The organism is Serratia montpellierensis (assembly GCF_020858655.1).
Lineage (GTDB): Bacteria > Pseudomonadota > Gammaproteobacteria > Enterobacterales > Enterobacteriaceae > Serratia > Serratia montpellierensis.
Map to the genome: position 1 here is coordinate 170,984 of NZ_VOSN01000021.1, position 16,589 is coordinate 187,572.

14 protein-coding genes are annotated in these 16,589 nt (G+C 61.3%); 3 read left to right on the plus strand and 11 right to left on the minus strand.

The features are described 5' to 3' along the window. Window positions 1–4: 4 nt before the first annotated feature. The 5 genes from FUU19_RS21480 to aaeX all read right to left on the minus strand — a co-directional run bounded on the left by FUU19_RS21480 (window position 5) and on the right by aaeX (window position 4,174). Window positions 5–304 carry a barstar family protein gene (locus tag FUU19_RS21480; RefSeq protein ID WP_141972376.1) on the minus strand — a complete coding sequence of 100 codons (300 nt, stop codon included), beginning with the start codon at window positions 302–304 and terminating at the stop codon, window positions 5–7. Window positions 305–309: 5 nt separating this feature from the next. Continuing rightward, window positions 310–777 carry a ribonuclease gene (locus FUU19_RS21485; RefSeq protein WP_141972374.1) on the minus strand — a complete coding sequence of 156 codons (468 nt, stop codon included), beginning with the start codon at window positions 775–777 and terminating at the stop codon, window positions 310–312. Between the two features lie 280 nt (window positions 778–1,057). After that, window positions 1,058–3,025: a p-hydroxybenzoic acid efflux pump subunit AaeB gene (aaeB, locus tag FUU19_RS21490; protein WP_230489673.1), complete on the minus strand. Its 1,968-nt coding sequence runs from the start codon at window positions 3,023–3,025 to the stop codon at window positions 1,058–1,060. After that, window positions 3,025–3,963, minus strand: a complete 939-nt coding sequence (aaeA, locus tag FUU19_RS21495; RefSeq protein ID WP_230507347.1) for a p-hydroxybenzoic acid efflux pump subunit AaeA — start codon at window positions 3,961–3,963, stop codon at window positions 3,025–3,027. Before aaeA ends, aaeB begins: the two co-directional genes overlap by 1 nt. 7 nt (window positions 3,964–3,970) lie before the next feature. After that, a complete protein-coding gene (gene aaeX, locus FUU19_RS21500; protein ID WP_004936952.1) occupies window positions 3,971–4,174 on the minus strand; it encodes a p-hydroxybenzoic acid efflux pump operon protein AaeX in 204 nt (67 codons plus the stop codon). A 314-nt stretch (window positions 4,175–4,488) separates the two neighbouring features. Here aaeX and aaeR point away from each other — a divergent pair, with 314 nt between their 5' ends. Then, a complete protein-coding gene (gene aaeR / locus FUU19_RS21505) occupies window positions 4,489–5,400 on the plus strand; it encodes an HTH-type transcriptional activator AaeR (RefSeq protein WP_230489674.1) in 912 nt (303 codons plus the stop codon). Here the strand turns inward: aaeR and FUU19_RS21510 are convergent. Next, complete coding sequence (locus FUU19_RS21510) at window positions 5,391–5,735, minus strand: hypothetical protein (protein WP_197769544.1); 345 nt, start codon at window positions 5,733–5,735, stop codon at window positions 5,391–5,393. The genes aaeR and FUU19_RS21510 overlap by 10 nt on opposite strands. Continuing rightward, window positions 5,732–6,007: a zinc ribbon domain-containing protein gene (locus FUU19_RS21515; protein WP_060434671.1), complete on the minus strand. Its 276-nt coding sequence runs from the start codon at window positions 6,005–6,007 to the stop codon at window positions 5,732–5,734. The genes FUU19_RS21510 and FUU19_RS21515 overlap by 4 nt, the downstream gene beginning before the upstream one ends. A gap of 207 nt (window positions 6,008–6,214) precedes the next feature. Here FUU19_RS21515 and uriH point away from each other — a divergent pair, with 207 nt between their 5' ends. Further along, on the plus strand, window positions 6,215–7,156 hold the full coding sequence (gene uriH, locus FUU19_RS21520) for a uridine-preferring nucleoside hydrolase UriH (protein WP_141972354.1): 942 nt from the start codon (window positions 6,215–6,217) through the stop codon (window positions 7,154–7,156). A gap of 688 nt (window positions 7,157–7,844) precedes the next feature. Further along, the gene (locus FUU19_RS21525; protein ID WP_230489675.1) at window positions 7,845–9,509 is read left to right on the plus strand and encodes a PglL family O-oligosaccharyltransferase; all 1,665 of its coding nucleotides are present in this window, start codon (window positions 7,845–7,847) and stop codon (window positions 9,507–9,509) included. 15 nt (window positions 9,510–9,524) lie between these two features. On the opposite strand, the gene FUU19_RS21530 is transcribed toward FUU19_RS21525, so the two are convergent. The 4 genes from FUU19_RS21530 to yhdP form a co-directional block, all read right to left on the minus strand. Then, the gene (locus tag FUU19_RS21530) at window positions 9,525–10,289 is read right to left on the minus strand and encodes a CDP-diacylglycerol diphosphatase (protein ID WP_230489707.1); all 765 of its coding nucleotides are present in this window, start codon (window positions 10,287–10,289) and stop codon (window positions 9,525–9,527) included. Between the two features lie 163 nt (window positions 10,290–10,452). Beyond that, window positions 10,453–11,898, minus strand: coding sequence for a metalloprotease TldD (gene tldD, locus FUU19_RS21535; protein WP_141972350.1), 1,446 nt, complete (start codon window positions 11,896–11,898; stop codon window positions 10,453–10,455). A gap of 7 nt (window positions 11,899–11,905) precedes the next feature. Then, window positions 11,906–12,766, minus strand: coding sequence for a deaminated glutathione amidase (nit1, locus tag FUU19_RS21540; protein ID WP_141972348.1), 861 nt, complete (start codon window positions 12,764–12,766; stop codon window positions 11,906–11,908). Then, a complete protein-coding gene (yhdP, locus tag FUU19_RS21545; RefSeq protein WP_230489676.1) occupies window positions 12,763–16,566 on the minus strand; it encodes an AsmA2 domain-containing protein YhdP in 3,804 nt (1,267 codons plus the stop codon). The genes nit1 and yhdP overlap by 4 nt, the downstream gene beginning before the upstream one ends. Between the last annotated feature and the right edge of the window lie 23 nt (window positions 16,567–16,589).

Below are 16,589 nucleotides of genomic sequence, written 5' to 3' on the forward strand. Positions count from 1 at the left end.
CGTTTCATCCCCGGTGATGGGCCGGTTCGCCGCTGCTTTCGCGGATATTGAAGCGCAGGCTGCCTTCCAGCTCTTCTTCCGCCTCTTCAAACAGCAGAATGATCGCGCCAAACCGACGCTTGCTGCGGGCATTCAGGTGGGTGAACTCGATTTCCACCGGCAGGCCGATATCGCCGGTCACCACGTCCCACAGCGCGTCGAGGTTGGCGCCAAACCCCTCGCCCAGCGCAAACTTGTGCGCGAAATCGCGGTAGAAGGCCGGCACGTCCTGGATCTGTTCAAAATCAAACTCTACTTTTGCCATCAAACTCACTCCACACGAATGAAGTTTTTGTAATGGTCGCGCGTGACGAAGATCAGACCGTCGCTCGAATACAGCAGGCGATCGGCGCCGCGCCGGCCACACTGATAATTGATGTCCGCTTCGCGCCAGACCCGGCCGCCGGCGGTCGGCAATTGTCCTTCACGGTTAGAGAATCGATCGCCGCCAATCGCCTTGCCCGGCAATACCGCACAGAGGTTGCCTGAACGGGGATCCCAACCCTGCTCACGCGCCTGCTTCTTGGTGACGTAATAGTCCGGCAGCCGCTGATGCTGCTGCAGGTAACTCACCACCGTTTGCTGCTGCGTGAGCCGGTCGATGCTCTGCCGCTGCCCCGTCTGCGCTTGTACTACCGCCGGGTTGCCGCCGATCGCACGGTGCTCGTTGCCGCGCAGCGCGCTGAAGACGGCGATGACCACGGCGATGACAATCGCCAACAGAATCCGCTTGTTCATGACATTCCCTGAAATTATGCCGCCGAAGGCGCCGCAACTCCCCCAGGCTAGTTAGGTATATAGTCGACCTGGATGAAACTAAGATGACCGGCACGTCACGTTTTCGCGGCGGCAAAGGTTTCATCCATTCATGACAATGATGCCACTTTCCAGCCGTTCTGGCACTCGGAGTCTCTCTGAAAACGGGCCGCCTCTTATGAGACGGCCCGCCGTACCAAAGACTGCTTTCAGTATAGTCAGGGAAGGCGCCGCACAACGCGGTGCAACAGGAGGGAACGCATCAATCGATCAAGGCGTGGCGATAGCGATGCAGCATGTCCGCCAGGCGTTTCACCGGCCCGGTGACGCTGAGCGGCGCCTGGTTGTCCACCAATTTTTGCTGGTACTCGTTCATTTCACCCAGCAAGCGATCGTAGTAATAGGCGCGTTTGACGTCGTTTTTGGCGGAGACCACCCGATCGGCGGTGCTGCGGATCTGGCGGTGGAAGGCCGACAGCTCTTCGCTGACCGGAATTTCCGCCCGTTGCATGCGCTGGTGGGCGATGATCAGGTTCAGCGCCAGACGATACTTGGCGATGTCGTTCGGGAACATCATCAGCAGCTGGTTAAGCTGTTGATACAGCGCAGGCAGGTGGTTCTGCCGACGGCGCGCCGCCTTGGTGGTCAGCGCCGACACCGCGCTGCTGACGAACTGGTTGAGCAACGTGCGGCCGGTGCGCTCACGCGAATTATCGCGGATCAGCAACAGCACCATCAGCCCGACGCAGCTGCCGAGGAACTGGCCGAGCGCCCCGTCGAGAAACTGGGTGACGTTGAACTCCATCGGGTTGCTCAGCACCAGAATGTTGATGGTCCCCGCCAGCAGCCCCAGCGAACCGAGCCGTCGTTTCTGCACCTCGATGCCGATGAAAAACGCCAGCAGGCCGAGGCTGAGACACAGCAGCAAAATGCTCTGCTGCGTCGCCGGCAGGATCACCATGAAGAACAGGGAACCAACCGGGATCGCCGCCAGCATGCCCAGCACGAAATCCATCGCCACCATGCGCGGCGCCGGGGTGCGCATCGCCAGCGAAGTGATTACCGCAATGATCACCATAAAACCGCTGCCGGACGTCCAACCGGTCCACAGCCACAGCAGGCTGCCGAAGGCCGTCGCCACAAAGGTGCGCAGGCCGTTGATCATTGCGTGATGCCCTTCCGCCGAGGTCGGTTTAACCACGGTTTCGTTGCTCAACACCCCCTCTTCCACCGCGCTGATGCTGCAGTTGGCGTGCACGCCTTTCGACAGCAACAGGTAGCGCGTCGCCGCGCCGCCCCAGCCGGTGATGGTCGGCAGCGTTTCCTCGGAGCGATGCGTGGTCAGCACCTGGCGCAACAGCTTCATGCGCTTGTGGATCTCCTGCGGGGTTTCCGCCGGGACCATCAGCTGCTCCCGCAGGCTTTCTTTCAGCGCGTCCGGGTGATTCAACAAGATCAGGTAGGTTTCGCAGGCCTGGGTGATCAGCGTCAGCGACAGGGTATGCAGCGCCTTCACCCGACGGTTGACCTTCTGCCAGCGCGAGGACTCCATCATCAGGTTGTTGCGCATGCCGTCCAGGGCCGTGGTGCTCTTGACCAGATTGCTCCAGGCGCGATCGATGTCTTCTTTGTCGGCGTTGCTGATACACATCTGCATCAGGCGGTATTGATCCACCAGCAGCTGATCCACCGCCCGATCGATGTCCTGCTTGATCGAACGCGGCGAGAACAGCAGATCCGCCAACACGGCGCTGACGATGCCCAGCACGATCTCACTGCAACGTTCGATGGCGAACTGCGGCGCTTCCAGCAGATGAGACTCGCTGGTGGCGACCGTCACGATGATGATCAGCGCGGTATACCCGGCCAGGCCCCAGGCGTAGGAGTTCTCGACCTTGATCAGCGAAGAGAGCCAGGTACAGAAACCGGCCCAGATGCAGCACAGCAGCAGCATCACCACCGGCGCACGGGCGGTGGTGATAATAATGATCAGGCCGACGAAGCAGCCGATAAAGGTGCCGATGATGCGCAGCCAGCCGCGGTGACGGATGGCGCCGGAGAAGGGCTCACCACCGGCGGCAAAGGCCGGGCCGGCGGCGACGATGGCGGCGGTCATCGCCGACCAGCGCGGGGTTTCCAGGTTAAGATGGAAACCGACGAACAGCGCAAACACAATCGCGAAGCTGAGTTTGAAGGCAAATCTCAGCCGGATAAAGGTTGGGCTATTCATTAGCCGAACTCACGCAGCCGGTGCATCAGGCGCACAAAAGGCGAGCCGCTGTCGGCATTGCGATCGTTCTTGCCGACGATCACCACGGTGGCGGTAGTGCCGGCCGGGTACGGATGCTGTTGGTCCTTGGCATCCAGCAGGATCTTCACCGGCACGCGCTGGGCCAGGCGCACCCACTCCAGGTTGCTGTCGATCGAGGCCAACCCTTTGTTGTTCACCGTGCTGCTGCTGTTGTTCACCGCCGCCGCCACGCTGTCGACGGTGCCGTGCATGATGCGGTTGCTGCCGAGCGGGGTGATCTCCGCGCGATCGCCCTTATTCAGGCCGTTCAGCTTGGTTTCTTCCAGATACGCCAGGATGTAGAAGGAGTCTTTTTTCACCAGCGCCACCGCCACCGACCCGCGGGTGATGTATTCACCGGCATGGACGTTGAGGTTAGTGATCCAACCATCGGCCGTCGCGGCGCGCACCGTGGTGCGTTCCAGATCGAGCTGCGCCAGCTCGCGCGCCGCGACGGCCTTCGCCAGCTGATGCTGCACGGTCTGCAGCGAATTGTTCGACTGGTCGATTTCTTCCTGCGACATCGCCTGCACGCCCAGCTTCACGCGGCGACCGGCCTCACGCCGTTTTTCCGCCGCCAGCGTTTGGTAGTAGGCGACGTCGGCGCCGGCTTCCGCCAGCGCCTGCTCATAGCGCGGCCGATCGACCACGAACAGCACCTGCCCTTTCTTCACCAGTTGGTTGTCCACCACCGGCACGTCGGTCAGCAGGCCGCTGACGTCCGGCGCGATCGCCACCACGTCGGCGGTGAACTTGGCGTCACGCGTCCACGGCGACTCGGTGTAGAACACCCAGGCTTTGAATACCGCGGCGATGCCCAGCAGCACAAGAATCAAAGTGATCGCGATTCGGGTTATTTTTATCGAAAAATTTTTCACAGCGACCTCAAACAAAAAGACATGAAATCAGATAAAACAAGCAGCAATACAGCGCGGTATTAAACAGCGCCGGATGCCAGACAAAATCGTAAATCCCCGTCGGCTGCAGCAGGCGGCGCAAGAGAAAAAACAGCGCCAGCGACACCAACAGCTCGAAAAACACCGGCGGAAACGACAGTCCGAAGATGACCATAACCGGAAGCAAACTCATCAATTTTTCCTTATTGTTCACTGCGCCGGAGGAAGACAGGCCTTGCCATTCACATTCTCTTTACATTTTAGCGTGCGCGCGCCACAAATCTTGACCAGACAGCTTGTCCAGGTCACGAACCCGAAAAAAGGTTAAACTTTGGGGCAGACATCCACGACAGGGATTGCGAGGGTGCCGGAGGAGCGGCAGGATTACGTCGCCGATCGCACTCGCACGTTGGTAAGGTCTATTCACCCGACCACGTTATATTAGCCTGCTTACTATCAAGGCATCAACAATCTGTGATCTAAATCACTTTTAAGCCAGAGTGAATAATGGAAAGATTAAAACGGATGTCGGTATTCGCCAAAGTGGTTGAGTTCGGGTCGTTTACCGCGGCCGCGCGCCAACTCGACATGAGCGTTTCATCGATCAGCCAAACCGTCTCGAAACTGGAAAATGAGCTGCAGGTCAAGCTGTTGAACCGCAGCACGCGCAGCATCGGCCTGACCGAGGCCGGCAAAATCTACTATCAGGGCTGCCGACGCATGCTGCAGGAAGTCAGCGAAGTGCATGAGCAGCTGTATGCGTTTAACAATACGCCTGCCGGCACGCTGCGCATCGGCAGCTCATCCACCATGGCGCAAAACGTGCTGGCGAACATGACCGCCGAGATGATGAAAGAGTACCCGGGTCTGACGTTCAACCTGGTGACCGGCATTCCTGCGCCGGACCTGATCACCGACGGATTGGATCTGGTGATCCGCACCGGCGCGCTGCAGGACTCCAGTCTGTTCTCCCGCCGCCTGGGGCAGATGCCGATGGTGGTGTGCGCCGCCAAAAGCTACCTCAGCCAGCACGGCACGCCGCAGAAGCCGAGCGACATGGTCAACTTTTCCTGGCTGGAGTACAGCGTGCGGCCCGACAGCGAATTTGAACTGATGTCGCCGGAGGGCATCACCACGCGCATTTCCCCGCAGGGGCGCTTCGTCACCAACGATTCCTCCACCATGATCCGTTGGCTGAAAAACGGCGCCGGCATCGCCTACGCCCCGCTGATGTGGGTGATCGAAGAGATCAAACGCGGCGAGATCGAGATCCTGTTCAAAAGCTACCATTCTGATCCGCGGCCGATCTACGCGCTCTATACCGAGAAGGACAAACTGCCGCTGAAGGTGCAGGTGTGTATCAACTACCTAACCGACTATTTCGAACGCGTGGCGGCGGTCTATCAGGGCTATCGCTGAGCGCCGCTCAAATAACGGTGCGCCAGCGCGCCCAGCAGCATCAGCGCCAGCATGCCGAGGCCCCATAGCAGCCAGACGGCGTAGCCCGTCCAGGTCAGCAGCAGAGGAAAATAGCTCGCCAGCCCGCTGCCCAGCTGTTTCAGCCACGGCAGCCAGGCATCCAGCACCGTCTGCGGCACCAGGCTCAGCGCACCGTTCACCGGCAACGATGCGTTCCCGGCCGCCTCCGCCAACGCCGGGAGCCAGGCCAGCACCCCGGCTACGCCCCAGGCCAACACGGTCCACAGCGCCATGGCGCCCAGCAGCAGCGCGAGCGTCCAACCGCCCCGGTTCACGGCACACCACCGCCGCACTGCGGGCAAAAGCGGCTGCCCGACGGCAGCGGTGCGGCGCACTGGCCGCAGGTGGCGCTCACCGCGGCAAACGGCTGACCGCAGCGGTGGCAATAACGCGCGCCCGATTTATTCACCGCCCGGCATTCCGGGCACTGCGGCCCCGGCTCGCCATGCTGGTTATAGCGGTTACCATGATGGCCCCCGCCGTGGCCCGCGCGCTGATGACCACCGTTAACACCGCCTTGCCCCAACAACCTTTTCAGTAAGCTCATCCCACCTCTCCTCTGTGCATTGACGCTGAAGCTCACTGTAAACCCTGGAGTAAACTCCAGGGTAAAGCCCGACGATGAGGATTTACGTTTCATTACATCGTAAAAGTGGCAAGGCTTTGATGCCGTTAACAAAAGCATCATCGGCATTATCCCACGTCGCCGCGCTGCGCTATGCTGCGGGAACCTCTCCCTGTATCAGGAATAACCATGAAAAAAATCATACTGGACTGTGACCCGGGGCATGACGACGCGATTGCCCTGCTGCTGGCCTGGGGCAATCCACAGATCGACCTGCTGGCGGTCACCACCGTGGTGGGTAACCAGACGCTGGACAAAGTGACGCGCAACGCGCTGGCGGTGGCGCGCATCGCCAATATCACCGGCGTGCCCTTCGCCGCCGGCTGCCCGCGCCCGCTGGTACGCAATATCGAAGTGGCGCCCGACATTCACGGCGATTCCGGCCTCGATGGCCCGGTGCTGCCGGAACCCCACCTGCAGCTGGACTCGCGCCACGCGGTGGATCTGATCATCGATACCGTGATGGCTCACCCGCCCGGCAGCGTAACGCTGGTGCCGACCGGCGGCCTGACCAATATCGCCATGGCGGTGCGTAAAGAGCCGCGCATTGCCGAGCGGGTCAAGGAAGTGGTGCTGATGGGTGGCGGCTACCATGTGGGCAACTGGAGCGCGGTGGCGGAGTTCAATATCAAAATCGATCCCGAGGCGGCACACATCGTGTTTAACGAAAAATGGCCGCTGACCATGGTCGGGCTGGATCTCACCCACCAGGCTTTGGCCACGTCGGCAGTCTGCGAACGCATCGCCGCCCTGGGCACCCGGCCGGCCACCTTCGTCGGCGAGCTGCTGGCATTCTTTGGCCGTATGTACCGGCAGGCGCAGGGCTTCAGCGCCCCGCCGGTGCACGATCCTTGCGCGGTGGCCTACGTGATCGATCCGAGCGTCATGACGGTGCGTAAAGCGCCGGTGGATATCGAGCTGACCGGCACCCTGACGTTGGGCATGACGGTCGCGGACTTCCGCGCGCCGCCGCCGCCGGACTGCCACACCCAGGTCGCGGTCAAACTGGATCAGGATAAATTCTGGGATCTGGTGGTGGATGCGCTGGAACGGATTGGCGAAGTGGAGTGAGGTTTGTGAAGAGTGGATTAACGCGCTTTGGCAGGCGCGTTACTCCGCCTAACATCGCGGCAACAGGGATAGCCAGACCATTTCCTCGTAATTCCCATAACCACAGAACAATCTTAATGAAATTAAATTAAATTAAACTTAAAAAAAAACAATTAAAACAAAGAAAATTCTTAATAAAAATAAATTCAGACATGATAAAGAAAATATAAAATACAGAGATTGGCAGCGATAAATAAAATCACTTCCGCCGGACTGTCATTGGCAACAACGATTTAACAAAAAAATGCTAACCTCATTGGCTACCTCGCCTGCCGGCCCAAGCGGTCGTTGTCGCACACACGGCGTTCCATTATGCACAAAACAAAATTAACGCATTGATTTATATGCACAAATAAAACAAAAGATTAAAAATTGACTGGGCCGATATGAATTTGAGAAAATGACAACCCTGCTTTTTCAAACAAAGAAAACACCCGTTGCGCAGGTAACTGAATACGGCACCCCTTTTTATATAAGCCGTCCCGTACTCACAGGGAAAAATTATTTATCGCTTCGACATGAAGTCTTTTTAATTCCCATAAAACATTTTATGGCAATGAAGCTTCAGCGAATTTAAACACCAGGATAAGGATAGGGATTTCTCATAACATGCATTCACTGAACGATATCGAGACATGGCAGGTTAACCATGACCGATAAAACCCTCGCCAACGCGCCGGCTATCGCCGTGCTGACCTTACTGCTGATCTGGATGGCGGTGATCCTGCCGGTTTATTACCCCAATATGGGCGGCGACGGCCTGGCGCTGCCGCAAAACATTCTGGCCTGGAGCATCATGGCGCTCACCACGCTGATCGTGACGTTCACCGTTTGCCTTGGCCGTGCCCGTCTTTCGCTGACCCCCACCGCACGCCTGTTGCTGCTCGGCATCGCCGTGCTGGCGCTGCCGCTGCTGTATACCCGCCCCGAGTGGCGTGAAGACGCCCTGTGGCGCTGCGCCGGTCTGCTCGGTGGCTGGCTGTTCTATGTCGCCTGCCTGCAGCTTCGCCTGACAGCCCGGCAGCGCAACCTGTTGCTGTACGGCCTGCTGTTCGCCGTCAGCGTTCAGGCGTTGCTGGCGGCGCTACAGCTGTTCGCCCCCACGCTAGCGTGGGTATCTCCTAACGGCAGCCGGGTCTACGGCGTCTTCCAGCAACCGAACGTACTGGGCAGCTTTATCGCCACCGGGCTGGCTTTGGCGCTCTGGCTGCTGCTCGCCCCTCTCTCTACGTCGACGCGGCGGCAGCTCCCGCTGCTCGCGTTGCTGACCGCTTTCTCCGCCCTGCTGGTGCTGATCCAGTCGCGCGCCGCCTGGCTGGGTGGCGCCCTGGCGGCGGCGCTGCTGCTGTGGCGCTTTGCCCACCAGAGCCCGGCCGCAAGCCGCTGGGCCGGCGGCGCGCTGCTGTTGGGCGTGGCGCTTGGCCTGATGGGGCTGTTCACTGGCCAGCAGGAGCTTATCGCACGCGAAGGCTCTAATTATTCACGTCTGACAATGCTGCAAGATACTCTGAGCATGATCCTGGCCAAACCGCTGCTGGGCTGGGGCTACGGCGGCTTTGAATACAGTTTCGCGCACTTCCGTCTGCAGGCAATGCCCTGGCGAGAAGTGCTGGAAGTCGCCGGGCATCCGCACAATGAAATCCTGCTGTGGTGGGTTGAGGGCGGCCTGCCGGCGCTGGCGGGGATCGTTCTCGTCTTCATCGCCGGCGCGCTGCTGTTGAAACGCGCCTGGCAACGGGATCGCGAGCAGCCGGCCAGTGCGCGCGTCGGGCTGTTTCTGGTGCTGCTGCCAATGCTGGTGCACACCCAGCTGGAATACCCTTTCTATCTGTCTGCGCCGCATTGGCTGGCGTTTCTGCTGCTGCTGGCGCTGCTGGACGGCCAAACCGGCGCGCCCCGCCCGCTGCCGTTCGCTAAAGCCCTGAGCCTGCCGGTGGCGACGGCGGCGGTCGGCGTGTTGGTGATGGCCGTCTTCGCCTGGCAAGGGCGCATGGCGCTCACCCAATCTGAACGCACCATGCTGGCTACCATCGACAGCATCGAGCAGATGCCGGCGCCGGCCGCCTGGCTCTACCGGGAGCGCAAAACCTTCGACGAGCAATCTCATTCGCTGCTGGTCTATAACCAGACGCGTGATGATGCCCTGTTGACCGGCTATCGGCAGTGGGCCAATGCCTATCTGCAGCGCCGTATCGACGCCAACGTCTACGCCACGCTGATCATGATATTGCGTTATCAGGGCGCTCAGGCGGAAGCCGACGCTCGCCAGCGGGAAGCCGCCTTCCTGTTTTCGCGGGATATGCGGTTCAGATAGGGAAGAACACAGAGATCAACGTGGCAAAATCGCGCATTCTTTATCCAGCAGCGATTCTACCGAGGCGCGGTTGCCGACGTCCCAGCCACGCTTCGAGGCCAGCAAGATAAACCCCCGTTGGCCGGCAAACGTGGTGGGCACTAACGCCACGCCATATTCCGCCAGCTGCTGCGGCGACAGATGGAAATAATCCGCCAGATCCTTAATCGGGTAAATGCCCATGGCGGTCGGCTGCATCACGCGGCGGGCATAGTAGGTGTGGCGCAACAGCTTATCCGGCAAGGGGCGCCATTGTTTCTGTATATAAGGGCGTTCTGCCTGCAATTGGCGCCGTACATCTTCGCGCAGGCAGGTCAGGTGAATGTGCAATTGGTTCTGGCTGCGGCCGTAAGCGGAGTTGATCGCCATACCCAACATATCATCCGGCACCGGCCCGCCATACTCGGCGGCCAACCGGTAACGCATCAGCCACGCATAGCCAAAATAATCCGTCCGTTCCCCGGCCAGCAGCTGCGGGCTTTCAATGCCGGAGAGCGGCGCCGTCGGCACCAGGATAAAGTGATAGGGATAACGCGGGTTCTGCAGCACGCTGAAGCCCTGTGCTTTCCCCTGCGGCATATAAATCTGTTCACACGGCGCCGGATCGCGCTTTTGCTGATAGTTGGCCATGCAGAGCTTATCGACCACGCCCCACAGCGCATCGGAACGGGCGCAGCCCGTCAGGGAAAGAACCCCCAGCAACAGCAGCCAACGCTGGGCGGATAAAGCCAAGCGCGCCATCATCGTATTGCTCTGTTTTTTCGCCACGTCAATTTCATTCCATCACTGGGTGCAGGCACGCCTGCAGGACTGCGGCGTCCTGCCGCGCTTAGCGTTACGAATGCGACCAGCCGCAACAGGGGGAAGGGATGAAGGAGCCAGTGCATGGCCCCTTGAGGAAAGATTACGCCGTGCCGCCGACGGTGAGCGTATCCAGTTTCAGCGTCGGCTGGCCGACGCCCACCGGCACGCTCTGGCCTTCCTTGCCGCACACGCCCACGCCTTTATCGAGCGCCAGATCGTTGCCGACCATCGAGATCTGCTGCATCGCCTCGATGCCGGAGCCGATCAGCGTCGCCCCTTTCACCGGCTTGGTGATACGCCCTTTCTCGATCAGGTAGGCTTCGGTGGTGGAGAACACGAACTTGCCGGAGGTGATGTCCACCTGGCCGCCGCCAAAGTTCGGCGCGTACAGGCCGTACTCGACGCTGGCGATGATCTCTTCCGGCGTCGATTGGCCCGCCAGCATGTAGGTATTGGTCATGCGCGGCATCGGCAGATGCGCATAGGACTCGCGGCGGCCGTTGCCGGTCGGCGCGACGCCCATCAGCCGCGCGTTGAGCTTGTCCTGCATGTAGCCTTTCAGCACGCCGTTTTCGATCAGCACGTTGTACTGGCCCGGCACGCCTTCGTCGTCGATCGCCAGCGAACCGCGGCGCCCCTGCAGGGTGCCGTCATCCACCACGGTGCACAGCTCGGAAGCCACCAGTTCGCCCATATGGCCGCTGAACACCGAGGTGCCGCGCCGGTTGAAGTCGCCTTCCAGGCCGTGGCCTACCGCCTCGTGCAGCAGTACGCCCGGCCAGCCGGCCCCCAGCACCACCGGCATATTGCCGGCCGGTGCCGCTACCGCACCGAGATTGACCAGCGCCATACGCACCGCTTCTTGGGCATAAACATCGGCGCGCACCTCGCCGTCGACGGCTTCCAGGAAATAGTCATAGCCGAAACGGCCGCCGCCGCCGCTGGAGCCGCGCTCACGCTTGCCATCCTGCTCCACCAGCACGCTGACGGAAAGGCGCACCAGCGGGCGAACGTCCGCCGCCAGCGTGCCATCGGTGGCAGCCACCAACACCTGCTCGTAAACGCCGGTGATGCTGGCGTTCACTTCCTGCACCCGCGCATCGGCGGCGCGCGCCACCTTGTCGACGCGGTGCAGCAGCGCGATTTTCTCTTCGCGCGGCAGGCTTTGCAGCGGATCGAGCAGCGGGTACAGCGCCCGGTAACCTATCTCGCCCAGAGTGTGAGCCCGTCCGTTGCCCTGCTCGCGCACGATGCTGCGCGCCGCCTGGGCGCTCTGCTGCAGCGCATTCAGGGTGATCTGATCGGCATAGGCGAAGCCGGTCTTCTCGCCGCTGACGGCGCGCACGCCGACGCCTTGGTCGATATTGTAAGAGCCATCCTTGATGATGCCGTCCTCAATCACCCAGGCTTCGTGATAGCTGGACTGGAAATAGAGATCGGCGTAGTCGATACGGCGTTCTGCCAGTTGACCCAGTACCGAGTACAGGTCTTGATGACTCAGCTTGTTGGTAGCGAGTAACTGCTCACTGACAAACGTCAGGCTCATAATGGTTTCACTCTTGATTGGAGGATAACGTGTCAGACGGCGCCGTCAGCGACGTCTGGAATCGGTTGTGCTGCAATACCGGCATCTGTTGCCGCAAGGGCTGCAGGCTGGCGGTGTCCACGCGCACCTTCAGTGCCGCCACGGCGTCCGCGTTCTCGGCCAGCACCTTGCCCCAGCCGTCGACAGCCAGCGTGTGGCCCCAGGTACGGCGGGTCTGCCCGTGGCGCCCCACCTGCGCCGGCGCCAGGATTATGCACTGGTTTTCGATCGCCCGGGCGCGCAGCAGGATTTCCCAATGCGCCTCGCCGGTCACCCGGGTAAAGGCCGCCGGCACCGAAATCAATTCGGCGCCCTGCGCCCGCAGCGCCTGAAACAGCGCGGGGAAGCGCAGATCGTAGCATAGGGTCATGCCCAAACGCCCGACCGGCGTATCCACCACCGTGAGGTGCTGCCCGTGCTGGTAGGTATCCGACTCGCGGTAATGGCCGTGCGCATCGTTGATGTCCACATCGAACATGTGCAGCTTGTCGTAGCGGGCGCGGATCTCGCCCTGCTCGTCGAACAACAGGCTGCTGGTAGTGATAAGCTCCGGGTTTTCGCGGCTGATCAAGGGCATCGAGCCCACCAGCAACCACACGCCATAGCGACGCGCCAATTCGCGCACCGCATTCTGCAGCGGGCCATCGCCCTGTTTTTCCGCCTGTTGGCGGTAGGCCGCGGAGTTGGCGAACAGCAGCGCGTTCTCCGGCGTCATGACCAGTTTTACCCCGGCATTGAGCTGCTTGATCTGCTGTTCAATCTGGGCCAGGTTATCGCGCACCTGATCGCCACTGCACAACTGCAACAACGCAACGTTAGCATTCCTCATGACGCCTTATCCTCCTTTGCCTTACGAAGTACCTCATTGATCTTCGGCTGGTCGAGATCGCCGCCGATATGGTAGCGAATCAGCGAAATCTTGCTCCACAGCGGCCCCAGCACCTGCGAGGCGGCAAATACCGCCGCGCCGACGATCGGGTTGACGACAAACGCCGTGGCCACGCCGACGGTCGCCGAAATCGCCGGCGCCACCACCGCCTCCATATCGATGCGGCGGCGCGCCAGATCGATCTGGCCGTTCATAGCGATATCCGCCGCCAGGCCGTCGATCAATAGATTATCAGTATGCATTATGCCATCTTTCAGCCAGGCGGTACTGCGGATGGAATCAAAGTAGAAGCCTTTGCCAAAGGTATCGCTGAAATCGAACTGCAGCTTGCGCAGCAGGGCGTCGAAGCTGACCAGTCGCAGCAGCTGACCGGCGCGGCCGCCACCCATGCTGTCGATCTCGCCCTTGCCCATCTTGACCTGCAGCGCGCCGCTCAGCGTATCGATCCGTGGCTGCCACGGCGTGCCATGCCAGTACAGATCGAAATCCACATCGTAAGGCGCGCCCTTGAGCGGAATGGTGATGCCGAAGAAGGCGGCGGTTTCGTCGATCTTGCCGCCGAGCAGCTTGCCTTTCAGCGAGCTGCGCTCTTCCTGCGCGTTTTGTTTCCACAGGCCGGTGGCGCTCATGCGCCCTTTGCCGGTGTCGACCAGGCCGTGATCCAGCGTCAGGGTATCTCCCCGATTAGTCAGATCCGCCTCGACCCTGCCGAGGTTCTGCCCCAGCACCCAGCACGACTTGCAGCGCAGCATCAGCGAAGGCCAGTCGCGGAAGGAAACTTTCTCGGTCGACGGCGGCGGCGTGCCCGCCGCGTTTTTCGTTTCGGCGAACTGTGGGTTGTAATACAGATAGTTGATATCGGCGCGCCACGGCCCACGATCGGCCACCCGCAGGCTGCCGTCCACTTCGTCGCTCTTGGCGATCACGAGGGTAGCGCCAAGCTGTTTCTCGGCCGACAGCGTCAGCTTATGCCAGGCCTGGCCGCCCAACAGCAGCTGCGGCGTGGTCAGCGCCACGGTGGTGGGGAAGCTGAAACCGCCCACCTGACCGCTGCCGCCGCCCTGTTTCAGCGCCGGTGCCAGCAGCGCCAGCCACTGCTCGCCGTCCAGCGCCGGCAGGTTAAGCGTCATCGACTTGCCGGCCGGCAGCGGCGGCGTGCCGCCACCGTTGGTTTGCCAGGCGGCGCGCGCCAGATTCACCTGTTTTTTGTCGAAGCGCCATTCGCTGTTGAAGCGGTTTTGCTTGCCCGCGCTGCCGGTCAACATGAAGCCGTTAAGACCGCCTTTAACCTTGACGTTCACCGGCAACGCCTCGCCCGGCGTTTTGTCCAGCGGCGAAGGTAAGTGACTGCTCACTTTCTTCAAATCCGCGTCGATGCCGATATCGTAGCTGGCCGAGCCCTGATGCGGCAGCGTGATGGCCACCTGGCTCTGCCAGGGCGCGCTGCCGCTGAGCGCATCGGCGGCCTCTTTCGGCAGGCCGGGGAACTTGCCCGGCTGCCAATCGCCCTTCAGGCCGACATTGACCTTATAGTCGCGATCGCCCTCCTGCGTGGTGAAGTTCACCGCCACCGGTTGCCCGAACCAGTTGGCCGACAGGGTGTCGCTCTCCAGATTGCCGTTATCGAAGCGGAATTTGCCGCTGAGCTTCTGCAACTCGCTATCCAGCGGCTTAATCAGCAATGAGTTGTTGTTCAGCGCCACTTCACCGGTGGCTTTGACCAGCTCGCCGTCCAAGGGGATATCGAGATGTAAGCGCCCACTGACATCACCGCCAATTTGCAGCTGATCCAGCGCCGCCCCCAGCGAATCGTGCAACGGCGTCTGCATGAAGTAGTCATGCACGTCGCTGCCCGGTCCCGCGACTTCGGCATCGATCAGCAACCGCTCTTTCAGATAATCCGGGATCACCGCGCTGATATTTTTACCCGCCACCTTGCCCAACCGGGTTTGCGGCGCATGCATCCACAGCCCCTCGTTGGCGAAATCGAGATCGATCGCCAAATCGGTCAGCGCCGGCCAGCCCGGTTGGAACTGGAAGGTGGCGTGGCGCAGCGGTACGAAGACTTCGAACTGCCCTTCGTTTTTACGGTACGGGAAGTGCTGCGGATCGCCGGAATAAATCAGCGTGGCGTTATCCACCTGGCCGCCCTGAATGGCGCCGCTCAGGTAGTCCACCAGATGCTTGCCCATCAGCGGTTCCGGGAAATAGCGCCAGGCGTCGGCGCCGTCATACAGGCGGATGCCCGCCAGGATATTCAGCCACGGATCGCCCTTGGCCGGCTGCTGATAGCGGAAATCGCCGTTGACCCACAGCGACTTCGCCTTGACGTCCAGCCCCTGGCTCGCCAGCTCCCAGCCTTGATCGTTGTAACGCCAGGTCAGCGCGCCACGCGCGCTGCTGATTTCAAGCGGGGCGCGGAACATGTCGCCGTAAGGCAGGGTGCTGCCTGCCAGCCCCAGCGTCAGGCGGCCGTTCTCCACCCCACCGCTCAACGCGCCGGAGAAGTGGTTGACGCCCGGCAGCAGTTCCCAACGTTGCCAGCTGACATCGCGCCACAGCGCCTGGAAACGGCTCTTTTCCGGCTGCTTGAGCGGGATGTCCAGCGCCAGCGCTTCCACCTGCCCCTGCGGCTGCAGATCGTTCCAGCGATCGAGCACGTCCGGGCTGAGGAAGGAGAAGGTCGGCAGCAGCGCCGACAGACGCTCCAGCTGAAGGTTAGTCGCGCGCACCCGCAGCTCTTCATTCTGCGCCGGCCCCATGAATTCGGTGTTTTCCGGCAGCCACAGCGCGGAAAGCGCGCCCTGCGGCCAGGCCTGGCCGTCGGTGCTCAACCGCAGCTGCGGCACATCGAGCTGCCAGCCGGTGCCCTGGCGACGCAGCGACAGCGCCAGATTGTCCACGTCCAGCCGGTGCTGTGCGGCGCCGGTATCCCAGTTGGCCGCCCCCTGCTTGAGCAACGCATGGCCGCCGGCAATCTCGCCGTTCTGCACCTGCAGCCAGGCCGCCAGGCTGAAGTCGGCGCTTTCCAGCCCGGTGTTGGCGCGCAGCCAGCGGGTAAACCAGGGCTTCATGTCGATGTTATCGGCCTGCAGATAGACCGTGCCGGTGTCCAGCAAGCCCTGATTATCGCGCAGGTCCATGCGCAGCTGCACCACGCCGTGTTGGCCGTTCAGCGTCGACAGGCTGATCTGCCCCTCGGCGCGGTGGCGATCGCGGCCGTTGAGCCAGGTCAGCTGAGGAATGTCGAATTCGGCGCGCGCGCCGGCGGGCGTCAGGAACGAGATACGGCTGTCGCGCAAATCGAAGTGATCGAGCTGGCGCAGCATCAGATCGCTGATTTTGCCCGGCTCAAGGCCGTCGCCCTGCCGGTCGCCGCCCAGCGTGGCGTTCAGATCGAGGCGGAATTGATAGAAGGTCAGATCGCGGAACTGCCAGCGCCAGTGCAGCAGCGATTGCCACACGTCCAGCGCCAGCGTCACGCGTTCGATATGCACATCGCTTTTGGGCAGCGTAACGCTCAGGTTACGCACTTCAAGCTGTGGGCCGAACGTTTCCCAACTGCCCTGCACGAAGTCCATTCGCACAGGCACGCCGGACAGCTTCTCCACCTGCGCCAGCAGTTGGGGACGGTAGTCGTTCAGCTTCGGCAGCATCAGGCGCAGCCCGCTGATCAGCAGCGCCACAATCACAATTAGGGTGGCGCCTGTTGCTAACAGAATCCCAGGCAGTCGCCTCACGCAGTTCTCCTTGATCCGCTGCC